The following is a 12,728-nucleotide window of genomic DNA, read 5'->3' on the forward strand; positions in this document are numbered from 1 at the left end:
GGAGAGGGCATTTTTAGCCCAAGATAAACAATCTGTGCCTTTGCCCATTGTGCTAGATACAGAAGAGCAGCTTTTAGCCCTTGGATTTAATCTCTGCTTAGAATTTAGCGTGGGCGGAATGAGCGTTTTTAGGCATATTAATTATGCCATTTTAAAGGATTTTTGCATTTATTATGGATTTGATAGTTTGGAGCTGTTGGGATTATATAAAGAAATGATTGTGGAGATGGAAGCGATATGAAACAAATAAGTGTTAAATTCACCTTTAATGTCAAAGATGGCTCACTGCAAAAAATCAAAAAAGAGCTAGATTCTATAAACAAAAATAGCGCAAATGAGCTTTATGCCCTAGAGCTTAAACTCCACGAGCAAAAAATGGAGCATATACAAGAGTATTCAAAAGCCTATAAAGACCTCCAAAGCGATATACAATCTGCCCTTAATGAGGATATACAGGGCATATTTAATGGCAATGTTCATTATTTTCGAAGTTTAATCAATGAACTTTTTTCATCTCTGCAAAGTGTTATTACCAAAGGTTTTGCGACTTCTATCTCTGCTGCGTTTATGGAATCCTCTGTTATAGAATCTATGAATAAATCCCTCGCCTCCGCCATTGATGGTTCTTTGTTTAGTAATCTTTTTGATAAAAATCGTATTGCCAATGTGCAAAAAGAAGATTGGCATCTAAGCGAAGTAGTAGGCGCAGCTTTTGCAGGATTTGGGATAGGTAATGTCGCTGGAGGCTTAGTTGGCAATTTTTTAGGTGATGAAGTCAATGCACAAAAAACGCAAAAGAGTGCAAATAATGGTGCAATGGCAGGAGCTGCTGCTGGGGCAGCCATTGGGAGTTTTGTGCCTGTGATTGGCACGAGCTTAGGCGGACTTGTTGGAGGGCTTGTTGGAGGGCTTGGCGGAACGTTATTTGGGAGCTTTAACTCAACAAAGCTCACAACCACCGCGCAAGGTGTGGAGCTTATCTCAAAGGCTACAAAAGACAATGTGAGTGCGCGTGAATTTGCCGATAAAGAAGAGGTCAAAAAGAAATGGTGGGGTTTGCAAAGCAACACAAGCACTTGGAAAGAATACTATGACGCTTCAAATTTTGCCCTAAAAGGAATCCAACAAAGCATAAGGGGCTATGAATATTTACTGCAAGATATTGGCAGTGGTGTCAAAAGCTTAAGCATCGCTAAAGGGAATTACAAAAGCTATGCAGATATTTTAAATGCTGGAGCAAAAGAGCTGATAAAGAGCTTTTATGAAGCTCCACATAATGCTTTAAAAGAGCATCTTATCACGCCAAACATCAATGAGATTTATAATATGTGGGCGGACTATGCTAAAAGTGTGGATAAGCAGGTAAGCGAGGCATTAAGTGAAAGCCTTACTGCATTTGTATCCACAGGGCAAAATTTTCAAGTATGGCTTTATCAATTTAAAGACCAAAGTATAGAGGGCTTAAAATATCAAGAAGAGCTTGCACGTAAGCAAGTAGATAGAATCTTAGAAAACTTAGGGGCGAGTGATGTGAATATTGATAATTATCTCAGCTATCGCGAGGAAGCATTGAAAGAGAGTTTTGACCCGCAAACCATTGAGCGCATTAACGCTTTGGGTGAGGCATTAATGCAAAGTGGCTCTGCGAGTAAAAAATATGAGCAGGCTCTTAAAGATGAGAGCAAAACCAAACTCAATCTCATTGACCCATTTTTACAAAAAGTAAAGAAGCTAGAAGATTATAAACTAGAGCAAGAAAGCAGCTCTGAAAAGCTCCAAGTCAATATGCTCACCACGCTTAAATCACTCTTGCGTGTGAATCAAGAAAGCCTAGAAGTAAGTCAAGCGGAAGCGACCTCGCCTAACCCCTCTCCCTTATTAAAGAGAGATTCAATAAATAGTTAGAAATAAAGGTGCAATATGAAAATTTTAACTCGTGGTGATATAACTCTTATAGAATCTAATCTCATTGAGAGCAGCACAAGATTCAATCTAGGCGAGGCATACACAAAGGGCGATAAAATCAATGATGGCAAATGTATCTATCAAGCTTTAAGCGATAATGTGGATAAGCCCTTAGATGATAAGAGCGTGTGGGAGCGTGTGGGAAGCACGAATGAATGGGCGTGTTTTGATTATTATCTCAACACCCAAAGTGAAGCAAAAGAGTGCATTTGCCTCACTTTTGGTTGTTTTGGTGCAAAGGCTTTATACATAAGTGGGCTTGAGGCGAAGTATTTAAGCATTGAAGTGATAGATTCTCTTACCGCAGAGGTCATTGAGAGTAAAGAATACAAGCTGTATGCTCAAAATATTGCTTCTTGGAGCGAATACTTTTTTGGGAGCTGGGGCAGAAAATTTAAGCGAAATATCTATTATGAACGCAGCACTTTTACGCGCAATGTGTATTTTAGGATTAGAGCATATGGCACGAGCATTGTGCGTATAGGCTCAATTATTTGTGGGGATTTATTAGAACTTGCTACCACGCTTTATGATGGAAATGCGATTTCTATGCTTGATTTCTCCAAAGTCCAAACTGATGAAAGCGGCAATACACAGCTCACAAAGGGCAATTTCAAGCGCACAAATGCTTTTAATATCATCGTCCCCGATAGTGAGCTCAATAGAGTGAGTTATGAATTAGCAGAGCTAAGAGGCGAGGCGGTCGTGTTTGTGATAGCTACAAATTATGAAGCCCTTATCAATTTTGCCTTTCTCAAAAATCACGAGATTGTGTTAAGCAAAGTCGGTAGAAGCATTGTGAGCATTGAAATTGAGGGATTAATATAAAAAAGGTATTAAAAGCCTTTTACCCATAGGCAAGAGAGTATCCCACAAATGTGCGATGAAAAAGTTGAGTTGTAAATTTCATATATGAAATCAAAGTGAGAGATTTTACTTTGATTTCAAACGCGAAATAACTTTGATTTCATACACGGGAATACAAGTTATCTTCATTTGGTATAATTTCAACAAACAATACTCCCAAAATAAAAGAGTGAAAAATGCAAAAACTTCCCATAAGCGTAACAATCTTAGTGAAAAATGCACAAGACACCATAAAAGAATGCTTAGAGTCTTTAAAAAATTTTGATGAGATTATCTTGCTTGATAATGGTAGCACTGATAAAACTTTGGAAATAGCACGCAACTTCTCTAATGTGCGGATTTTTGAGAGTGAATTTATCGGCTTTGGTGCTTTGAAAAACTTAGCGATAAGCTATGCGAAGCACGATTGGATTTTGAGTATTGATTCTGATGAGGTGCTTGAGTTAAGCACACTTGCGCTTATAGAATCTTTAGAGCTCAATTCTCACACGATTTATGCCCTGCCACGTAAAAATCTCTATAATGGAGAGTGGATAAAGGCGTGTGGGTGGTATCCAGACTATGTTTGGCGACTTTTTAATAAAACTTTCACGCGCTTTAATGACAATTTTGTTCACGAGAGTGTGATAATCCCCAAAAATGCGCACACACTCAAGCTCTCAAGCGGAATAAAACATTACGCCTATGATAATATCGCTCATCTCCTTGAAAAACTCCAACGATACTCAAGCCTTTGGGCAGAGCAAAACAAATATAAAAAATCAAGTCCATTTAAAGCAATCACACACGGACTTTGGACATTTTTTAGAGATTATTTTTTCAAAAAAGGTATTTTTTATGGATACAAAGGTTTTGTGATTGCTACTTGCAATGGATTAGGCACTTTTTTTAAATATATGAAGCTTTATGAGCTTCAAAACACGACCCCCCCCCGAGTATGTTCGCTTATCATCACTACTTATAATCAAAAAGAAAGACTGGCTTTAGTGCTAGATTCTGTAAAAAATCTTGCGCTTTTGCCAAGTGAAGTGCTTATTGCCGATGATGGCAGCACAGAGGATACAAAAGAATTAATAGAATCTTATGCAAAAGACTTTCCTTGTCCTTTAAGGCATATTTGGCAGATGGATAAAGGCTTTCGCTTAAGTGAGATTCGTAATCGTGCCATAAATGCGGCAAATGGAGAATATATTATTATCATTGATGGCGATATGATTTTAGATTCTCATTTTATAAAAGAGCATCTACACTTTGCAAAAAAAGGTGTATTTTTGCAAGGCTCTCGTGTGATTTTAAATGAAACCACTACGCAAAATATTATGCAATCTAACACAAAAGACGCCTTTAGCTTAGCCTTTAAACAAGGTGGATTCAAAGCAAAACGATGTGTTTTACTCTCATCATTTATTTTTAATGCTTCTAAAATTACCTCATCATTTTTTGACAAAAAAGACTTTATCAAAGGCATTCGCGGGTGCAATATGAGCTTTTTTAAGACTGATTGTATAAGTATTAATGGCTTTAATGAAGCATTTATTGGCTGGGGGAGGGAAGATTCTGAATTTGTGGCGAGATTTTTGTTTAATGGTGGAGAGATGAGGCGATTAAAATTTGCAGGAATTGCCTATCATCTCTATCACCCTGAAAACTCCCGCACGATGTTAGAATCTAATCATAATATCTACTTACAAACTCTAGCAAATAAAAGTCGCTATTGTGAGAGGGGCATAGAATCTAAATAACTCTATAATTTCTAGATTCTTTAAAAGCATTCAAACTACATTATTCTTTCTTTTGGCATAAGCCTTGCTGGATATAGCTTTCTTGTGTTTTTAATTCTTTATCATAACCTCTTGCACCCTTTTTTTCACCCACAATACGCACTCGCGCATTTAAAAAAGATTTATCCTCGCTCAAAATACTCCTTTTTGCCTCATAGCCTTTCATCTTAATACCTGCAATATCAAGCAGTGTGTGCATTAAATCATCATTCATATATTTTTGATGTTGGGCTTTTTTTATTCTTTTATAAAGATATGGATGTTTTTGTATAAAAGTATCACTTACATAAATAATAAAAGGAATCTCTACCATAAAGCGCGAAATTTTAGAATCTGAATGCCCAATGAAATTTCTAAAATCATAAATTTCTTCTCCGTGGTCGCTAAAATAAATTACTATGCTATCACTGGATTCAAATCGCTTAATAATCTCACTTAAGACAAAATCGCCATAGAGGGTGGCATTATCATAGTGCATATTTTCCTCTATATTTGCACCTTTTTGAGGTGAATTATCCTCTTGACAAAGCATATCTTTAGACGCAAAATGTGCGAAGTTGGTTGGATAGCGGTTATAATACTTGGCGTGATTGCCCATTAAGTGCAGGGCATAGAATGTAGGCTTTGTGTGAGTTAGGCTAGATTCTAATTTTTGCTCTGTATTTTCATCTGCACCTTGTTGCAAACCTTCTTGCCCTACTTCTTCTTGCTCTAGCTGCTCGTTTTTAAGAATCTCTAAAATGCTTTCATCAAATTTTGTCGTGCTCATTTTGTCATTGACATTGACAAAGCTTACTTCATCAGCGCGTTTTAAAATCGTAGCAGCTGCGTTGCCAAAAAGACTAACTGGCTCTTGATTTGAAATAGCAATAGTGTGATAACCTCCTAGCTTAAAAGCATCAATAATATTTAAGTATTCATACCATTGCTTGATTGTAGGCTTTACAGAGCGCTTTTTAGATGAAGGCTTAAGGGTAGAGATACCTTGTGAATCTTGATTAGCAAAGCTAAGGGAGAGGGAGAGAGATTCGTGTGTTTGGGCGTGAGGAGAGATGACATTACTAAAGACAAAAAGATTGTTTGGTTTAGAAGTTTTAAGATTCTCTAAAAGTGGTGTAGTAGGTAATGGATAGCCATAAAGGCTTAATTTACCTCTTTGAGTAGATTCTCCAATGACAAGCACTATGTTTGCAATAGGATTTTGTGTAGGTTTGACTTTTAAAGTTGTGGAGAGTTCATCAAATTTAGCATTAAGCTTTTTGTATTCTTCTATGAATCCTCGTGTGTTTTCAATCGCGCGGTAGGTTTGCTTTGTGTAATTATAAAGCATATCTGACCAATCTTCATTGAGTGGCTTCGTATGAGTGAGAATCATCGTTACTAAAATCGCTATGCTTATGCCAAGTGCGATATAGATTCTATTCATTACCTTGTGTGAAGGGATAAAAGGTGTGATTTTACGCCATAAAATAAAACACGCAAGAGCAAAAAGCACATAAATACCACATAGTGGGAGGGTGATATAATTGCGCAAAAAATCCACACTCTCTTGCGGATTTGTCTCTAGGGCAACAATGACAAGATAAGAATTGAGGTTTGTATCAAAAGTATAAAGCAAAAATATATCAATGATAAAACAGAGCACACTTAGAGCAAAAATAATCCAAGATAAGACTTTACCAAGCCTTTGAGGGAGCAAAGAAAAAAGCCAAAAAGCCAAAAAATAGCTCACACACAGCAATAATTCACGATAAAAAAATGAACTAAACCAATACAAATCCCAATGCTTCGTATAAACAAAATACTGCGAACCAAAGAGAATAATTGTATTTAAAAATAATAAAATGATATAGATTCTAAAAAGTGTAGCATTCGCAAAAAGCTTCATTCAAGTTCCAGTTTATACATAATCAAATAACGCGCAACAAAGTAAAATACAATGGAAAGAAATAATTTGTCTATACTTAAAAAACTATAATATTGCATTACATATGCAAATGTAAATGGAATCCATAAAAGATGAATAACAAGCGCGATGCCAAAACCTTTAAATAACACAAAAGTGCGCACTTTGAGGGCATTAAGCAAAGCAGTGATAAAGAGTATAAGTGTTATATAAAATAATATCATAATCAATGTATCAAAAAATATTATCAGGGCATTTTGTATGTCTATATTTAATAAGATTTCTACAAAAAATTCTAAGTTATAAAATACAGGGGCACAATAAGTCCCAATTACTGCCCAAAAGGCAAGAGTGATAATCTTAGAGAGCAAAATAGTATCAAGACTTAGAGGCAAGGTGAGTGTCAAATATCCCCTACTTCCAAAAATCTCTACCCAAAAGCTCTGAAATGCACGCACTATAAGCAATATACCAAAAGCTATAAAACTACCTATCATAAGAGTATTAAGCAATACTCTTATGATACCTTTATAAAAAACCCATTCGAAAGATATATCAAGAACTCTTAGTAACAATAGGGCAAGTGTTCCCATCCCATAAGTAAAGGCAAGAGGCATAGCACTTGATAAAAATTCATATTTAAAAAATGTGAAAAATCCTTTCATTTGCCCTCTCCATTTATAAAATCTCCTGCAAAAGTATCTAAGCGCGATACTTCAGCTTTAAATGCCGCTTGAAGATTTTCATATTTATCTGTGAGCGATTCCACACTTTCATAGTGTAACACACGCCCTTGATACAAAAATATCACATCATCTAAAATAGGTTGCACATCATTGACAAGATGCGTAGCAAGAATCACACTTGAATGCTTTGGAACATACTTTTTAATCAGCTCAAAAACTCTCTCTCTTGAGTAAGGATCAACTCCGGCAATAGGCTCATCAAGAATATAAAGCTTCGCTTGACGCGCAAGGGTAAGGATTAAATGTAATTTTTCAATATTCCCTTTGGAGAGGCTTTTAATAGAAGATTCTAAAGGAATATGCAAAATCTCACACATTTGCCTTGCCTTATTTTCATCAAAATCAGCAAAAAAATCTGCAAAATATCTCATACATTGAGCCGCATTCATTCTAGGATTTAAGATATTTCTATCGGGCAAATATGCAGTGATTTCTTTGGTATAGAGGCTTGGTTTATGTCCATCAAGTAAAACTTCGCCTTGATATTGACGCAAAAGCCCTACGAGAATCTTAATCAAAGTGCTTTTACCACTGCCATTTGGTCCAAGCAAACCAACGATTTTGCCTTGAGGAATGCTTAGATTCACATCATTCAAAGCATTTATATGAGTATAAGTTTTGCTTAAATGTGTGATTTGGATAAGATTAGATTCATTCATCTCTCACTCCATTTTTGTATATGAGGATAATAAGGAAGTAAGACTAACTCTCTCCTCACTCTCTAAGAGGGAAGAAGAGTTAGATAACACATTAGAGTTTAGACTCGTAACGACGGAGCATATAGAGTCGCTTAAGCATTTTTTTCTTTGCATTAATTTTTTGTTTTTTGCGCTTTTCAGTTTTAGATTCAAAAAATCTTCTTGCACGCACTTCTGTTACAACGAGATTGCGGTCTGTTTGCTTTTTGAACTTTCTATATGCTTCTTCAAATGATTCACTTTCTTTTACTTTGATACCGGGCATAGCTTTCACCTGCTTTCTTTTTAAGATTAGGGCGGTATTTTACTTTGATTTTGTTGTAAATTTTCTTAAAGACGTGAACTCATAAAGTGAGTTTTAAGAAATTTTCGCTAGAATGCCAAGCTTACTTCACATTTGTGCTCGTAGCTCAGCTGAATAGAGCAACAGGTTGCGGTCCTGTAGGTCGGGGGTTTGAATCCCTCCGAGCACGCCATTATATAACTTCTTTTTTTAAATCTCTAGTCTTTTTGGTTGCGAAGATATGTAGGCACTTCAAGTGTATCATTATTATTAAACAAATTATAATCTCCTCCACTCACATCACGCATAAGCTGTATGCTTTGACGAGAATGTTCTAAAGCTTGCTCTTCATCTGTTTTTCGTGAAGCATCATTGCCACCATTTACAATCTCTTTTTCAAAGCCTGTGGCAATCACAGTTATACGCACAAAATCTTCTGGCACGTCATTTAATGTGTGAATACCTTGAATAAGATCTGCCTCTACATCAACAAGAGATTCAATAATCTCCATTGCTGCGCTAAGTTCAGTAAATGGGTAGTTTTGGTGAGTTTCAAAGTAAATAACTGCACCTTTTGCGCCCTTAATAGAAATATTATCAAGTAAAGGAGAAACAATAGCTTGTTGCATAGCATCAGAGGCTGCATTATCGCCTGTGGCTTCGCCAATACCCATAAGTGCTAAACCTTTATAACTCATTGCTTTTTTCACATCAGCAAAATCTACATTCATATCACCTTGCGTATGCTTTAAAATAACACTGGACATACCATTTACTGCACGTGTAAGAACATCATTTACAAAAGCAAAGGCTTCTTTATGACCACAATTTTTGGGAATAATTGAGAGCAATCTATCATTTGGAATCACAATAATACAATCACTCTCTGCTTTAAGATTGCGTAAACCTTCTTCGGCTAATCTTGCTCGTTTGCCCATTTCAAATTTAAAAGGCTTAGTTACAACAGAAACCGTGAGTGCACCTACTTCTTTAGCAGCTTTTGCCACCACAGGAGCAGCACCTGTGCCTGTTCCACCGCCAAGTCCAGCAGAGATAAAAACAAGATCCACTCCATTTAAAGCCAACTTTATTTCCTCATAAGTCTCAAGTGCTGCTTTCATACCTACATCAGGATTACCGCCTGCACCTAAGCCTTTAGTCAATCGCTCACCAAGTTTCATTTTGAGATTTGCATTTGTAGTTTCAAGAGCTTGCACATCTGTATTTGCAGCGATAAGCTTCACATCTTTATGAGGATTATTGTTCGCAAGGTGATTTACCATATTTGAGCCACCGCCACCTACACCAATAACTGCAATCACTGCACCTTGTTTGCTTGGCTCATCTTGAATCTCTTGAATACTCACATTCACACTACCACCGATGACTGCATTTTGTGCTTTTGGTTGAATTTCTTGAATTATGTCTTCCATATTGCTCTCTCCTTAAAATAATTGACTAGCCCACTTATAGAATCTCACAAAGAAGTTATTATGCTTATCCTCTTCTGAAGTTCTAATCTGTGAAAAATCACCATTATGAATGATGTTTGTATTCCCCGCACTCTCTTGAAGTGCATCTTTTGGTAGCCCAATGTTGCTCATATCGTTATTCTCCGTAGTGATATTACTTTTTCTGTAACGAATCTTTTTTTCATAATCCATTTCATAATTAGTATGCTGTCCTGCTCCGTGTAGTATCAGACCTATTGCAGTAGCACTATGTGTGCCTTTCAAACCGTCAAAAAGCCCATTCATAGCCATAGGTTTAGATATTCTTACGGGCTTACGAAATATACTTGATGCAAATTCTTGCATACCATCAAGATTTGCCATACCGCCTGTAAGAGCAATACCTGCCCCAAGTTTATCTCTTAAGCCACTTTTTTCAATGCTTTTTGCTAAAAGTTGCAAAGTTTCTTCTACACGAGCAGATAGCACTGCATGGACGATTTCTAAATTCACATTTGTTGTAGCTGTATCACTTGACATAATAGGCACCTTAATAGCCTTTGTCTTATCTTCATCGCTTAAAATTAATTTGCCACATTCTGTTTTAATTTGCTCTGCTGTGCTTGGGTGAGTGTTAAGCGCAGTGGCTAAATCAATAGTGATATTATGGGAGCCTACACTTAGAAAATCACTATATCGCATAGAATAACCACTATAAATCATCAAATCACAAGTCTGACCACCCATATCTATACACACCACGCCAAGCTCTTTTTCTTCATTGCTTAAAACGGCGATTGATGAGGCATACGCACTTAAAACAATATTTTCAATCTCTATGCCACTTTCACGCACTGCGCGTTTAAGATTCTCAAGCGCTGATTTTTTTGCTGTTACAATATGCACAAAAGCCTCAAGACGAGAAGCACTCATACCCATAGGGTCTTCAGCATAACTTTGGTCATCAAGCCTAAATTCATAAGGCAATGCGTGAATAACAGTATGCCCTTCAGGAATAACAGCATTGTAAATAGCTGTTTGCATCACACGATTAATTTCTTTTAAACCAATTTCATTGCTCGGGACATTTACAACTGCGGATTCTCTAATACTTTTTGTATATGCACCAGAAAGAGAGATGATTGCTTTATCTACTTTTTCATCAGCAACTCTTTTGGCGTCATTGACAGAATTTCGTATTGCCAAAGAAGCAAGCTCAATATTTGTAATAGAACCCTTTTTGATACCATCAGCCTTATGTATGCCCGAACCAAGAATGAAAGGCGTCCCGTCCTTTTTTATCTCGGCGATAATGGAACAAATCTTTGTTGAACCAATGTCAATACCTAATATAATCTGATTCACTTTTACCTCACTTGCTCACATCAATATAGATGGTTGTTTTATAAGTTTTATTCAGATTCTCTGCTAGAGTATCAAGCACTGCTCCATATTTGATATTTTTAGCTATCATTGTTATATTGTTTTCCTTATCTTTAGGAACAGATGATTGTTCCAACACACGATATAATACCACCTTATCATCAAATAGCACATAACCCTCTTTATCTTGGCTACCAAAAACTTGTGAAAGAAAGTGCATTTTTTGGTTAATATCAAGTGTGAGTATAGCGCCATTATAAAATCTATCAATAAACCCAATATCTGTGCCAGCAAAATTTTTTACACTTTCTTGAGCAAGTTTAACAAGACTTTCTTTACGTTTGGTATGCTCATACATCTCTTTAACTGCACTTTTTGCCTCATCAAAACTTTTATTCACACTTTCCTTTTTATCAAGGAGTTTTAAAGTTACAAAACCCTCATCAGCTTCTATGGGTTTTAACACTTGCCCTACTTGAGCTACTTTCATATCTGCTACTACTAAATCCACACCATTTTTTATAAAAAATCGCTCATTATCTTTAAGTGTGAGTATCTTTCCTTGTTTGCTTCCATTTTTTAAATCACGATATTCCCTTTTAGCAAGGCTCTGGGCTTCAAGTTTTTGGACATCACGTATCAGCTTTTCTCTGCTTTGTTCCATACTCATTAAATGCCCATCATTGTCCAAATAATCACTCTTAAAATCCTCATAATGTTTGTTTAGTGCTTCTTCACTTGGAGATTGAGCGTTAAAGGGCACAAAAATATATTCAATATGAAACTCCATAGGCGTTTTCCAATTATCTGCATTTTTTTCCCAAAATGCTTTCAATTCATCATCTGTTGATGAAAAAGCTACTTGTGTAACAGGAATGCTCTTTACCATAAGTCTATCACGCACAGAATCTGCCATTTCTAATGCAGCTATTTCTAAAGGTGTAACTGATACCATAGGTATTTGAAGTGATGATTGAGAGACATTGAGATTCATAACACTAAAAATTTTTTGGATAAGAAGAGATTTGCGTATTATTTCTTCAAATTCACTTGGGCTCATTTGTCGCTCTTTTAAAGCCTGCTTATAGATTTCGTGGCTAAAATGACCCTCTTTATCAACATACACTTTTGCATTGATGATTTCATTACTCACTTCTTCATCACTCACAGATAAACCCAAATCATAAGCAAAATTAAGTAACTGTGCTTGTTGAACTACTCGCTGAAGAGCAATTTGAGGCAAACCGAGCTGTTTTGCTTGAGCTTCATCAAGCATACCACCAAGTTGTGGAATATGCGAATATTCATTAAATACTTCGTTATAAGCTCTTTGGTAGTCGGGAATATGAATATCAATCGCTCCCACTCGTGCTACTTTATCATTGTTTAATCCAAATCCATAAGAACCCCAATTCACCATTCCAGCACCGATAAAAGCGATAGCACTAATCCAAATGGTGATAACAAGCCACTTCTTATGCTTTTGCATCCAAGTAATCATTATAATTTTAACCTCTATGTAACTTTAAAGCCTATTGTATCATAAAACTTACTAAATAAAAAGAGAGTAAATGCGTAAATACCAAAATTTCTTAAGAAAAAATATAAATATTCATAGTGTATAGTGAATTTTAATTCATTCAAATTA

11 protein-coding genes and 1 tRNA gene are annotated in these 12,728 nt (G+C 36.2%); 5 read left to right on the top strand and 7 right to left on the bottom strand.

Features of this window, described 5'->3' with window-relative positions; translation table 11 throughout:
* Positions 1 to 34 precede the first annotated feature (34 nt).
* The 4 genes from HH_RS03790 to HH_RS03805 all read left to right on the top strand — a co-directional run bounded on the left by HH_RS03790 (position 35) and on the right by HH_RS03805 (position 4,574).
* Entirely contained in the window at positions 35 to 241 is a 207-nt protein-coding gene (locus HH_RS03790; protein ID WP_034363851.1) for a hypothetical protein, read from the top strand.
* Positions 238 to 1,905, top strand: coding sequence for a glycine zipper domain-containing protein (locus HH_RS03795; protein WP_011115613.1), 1,668 nt, complete (start codon positions 238 to 240; stop codon positions 1,903 to 1,905). The genes HH_RS03790 and HH_RS03795 overlap by 4 nt, the downstream gene beginning before the upstream one ends.
* A gap of 15 nt (positions 1,906 to 1,920) precedes the next feature.
* The gene (locus tag HH_RS03800) at positions 1,921 to 2,793 is read left to right on the top strand and encodes a hypothetical protein (RefSeq protein ID WP_011115614.1); all 873 of its coding nucleotides are present in this window, start codon (positions 1,921 to 1,923) and stop codon (positions 2,791 to 2,793) included.
* A 215-nt stretch (positions 2,794 to 3,008) separates the two neighbouring features.
* Complete coding sequence (locus tag HH_RS03805) at positions 3,009 to 4,574, top strand: glycosyltransferase family 2 protein (RefSeq protein ID WP_011115615.1); 1,566 nt, start codon at positions 3,009 to 3,011, stop codon at positions 4,572 to 4,574.
* 40 nt (positions 4,575 to 4,614) lie between these two features.
* On the opposite strand, the gene HH_RS03810 is transcribed toward HH_RS03805, so the two are convergent.
* The 4 genes from HH_RS03810 to rpsU form a co-directional block, all read right to left on the bottom strand.
* Positions 4,615 to 6,501, bottom strand: a complete 1,887-nt coding sequence (locus HH_RS03810; protein ID WP_011115616.1) for a phosphoethanolamine transferase — start codon at positions 6,499 to 6,501, stop codon at positions 4,615 to 4,617.
* Positions 6,498 to 7,184, bottom strand: a complete 687-nt coding sequence (locus HH_RS03815; RefSeq protein ID WP_011115617.1) for a hypothetical protein — start codon at positions 7,182 to 7,184, stop codon at positions 6,498 to 6,500. The genes HH_RS03810 and HH_RS03815 overlap by 4 nt, the downstream gene beginning before the upstream one ends.
* Entirely contained in the window at positions 7,181 to 7,924 is a 744-nt protein-coding gene (locus HH_RS03820; RefSeq protein WP_011115618.1) for an ABC transporter ATP-binding protein, read from the bottom strand. Before HH_RS03820 ends, HH_RS03815 begins: the two co-directional genes overlap by 4 nt.
* Before the next feature lie 91 nt (positions 7,925 to 8,015).
* Positions 8,016 to 8,228: a 30S ribosomal protein S21 gene (gene rpsU, locus HH_RS03825; protein ID WP_011115619.1), complete on the bottom strand. Its 213-nt coding sequence runs from the start codon at positions 8,226 to 8,228 to the stop codon at positions 8,016 to 8,018.
* Between the two features lie 134 nt (positions 8,229 to 8,362).
* Between rpsU and HH_RS03830 the strand changes: the two genes are divergently transcribed.
* Positions 8,363 to 8,439: transfer RNA gene (locus HH_RS03830), tRNA-Arg, on the top strand.
* A gap of 25 nt (positions 8,440 to 8,464) precedes the next feature.
* On the opposite strand, the gene ftsZ is transcribed toward HH_RS03830, so the two are convergent.
* The 3 genes from ftsZ to HH_RS03845 are packed head-to-tail and all read right to left on the bottom strand — an operon-like array spanning position 8,465 to position 12,581.
* Complete coding sequence (ftsZ, locus tag HH_RS03835; protein ID WP_011115620.1) at positions 8,465 to 9,679, bottom strand: cell division protein FtsZ; 1,215 nt, start codon at positions 9,677 to 9,679, stop codon at positions 8,465 to 8,467.
* 12 nt (positions 9,680 to 9,691) lie between these two features.
* Entirely contained in the window at positions 9,692 to 11,062 is a 1,371-nt protein-coding gene (ftsA, locus tag HH_RS03840) for a cell division protein FtsA (protein WP_011115621.1), read from the bottom strand.
* Positions 11,063 to 11,069: 7 nt separating this feature from the next.
* Entirely contained in the window at positions 11,070 to 12,581 is a 1,512-nt protein-coding gene (locus HH_RS03845) for a peptidylprolyl isomerase (protein WP_041309019.1), read from the bottom strand.
* Between the last annotated feature and the right edge of the window lie 147 nt (positions 12,582 to 12,728).

The organism is Helicobacter hepaticus ATCC 51449, assembly GCF_000007905.1.
Classification (GTDB): Bacteria; Campylobacterota; Campylobacteria; order Campylobacterales; family Helicobacteraceae; genus Helicobacter_C; species Helicobacter_C hepaticus.

Coding starts and splice junctions, on each gene's coding strand:
- HH_RS03795 (WP_011115613.1), top strand. CDS start 238: ATGAAACAAATAAGTGTTAAATTCACCTTTAATGTCAAAGATGGCTCA.
- HH_RS03800 (WP_011115614.1), top strand. CDS start 1,921: ATGAAAATTTTAACTCGTGGTGATATAACTCTTATAGAATCTAATCTC.
- HH_RS03805 (WP_011115615.1), top strand. CDS start 3,009: ATGCAAAAACTTCCCATAAGCGTAACAATCTTAGTGAAAAATGCACAA.
- HH_RS03810 (WP_011115616.1), bottom strand. CDS start 6,501: ATGAAGCTTTTTGCGAATGCTACACTTTTTAGAATCTATATCATTTTA.
- HH_RS03815 (WP_011115617.1), bottom strand. CDS start 7,184: ATGAAAGGATTTTTCACATTTTTTAAATATGAATTTTTATCAAGTGCT.
- HH_RS03820 (WP_011115618.1), bottom strand. CDS start 7,924: ATGAATGAATCTAATCTTATCCAAATCACACATTTAAGCAAAACTTAT.
- rpsU (WP_011115619.1), bottom strand. CDS start 8,228: ATGCCCGGTATCAAAGTAAAAGAAAGTGAATCATTTGAAGAAGCATAT.
- ftsZ (WP_011115620.1), bottom strand. CDS start 9,679: ATGGAAGACATAATTCAAGAAATTCAACCAAAAGCACAAAATGCAGTC.
- HH_RS03845 (WP_041309019.1), bottom strand. CDS start 12,581: ATGATTACTTGGATGCAAAAGCATAAGAAGTGGCTTGTTATCACCATT.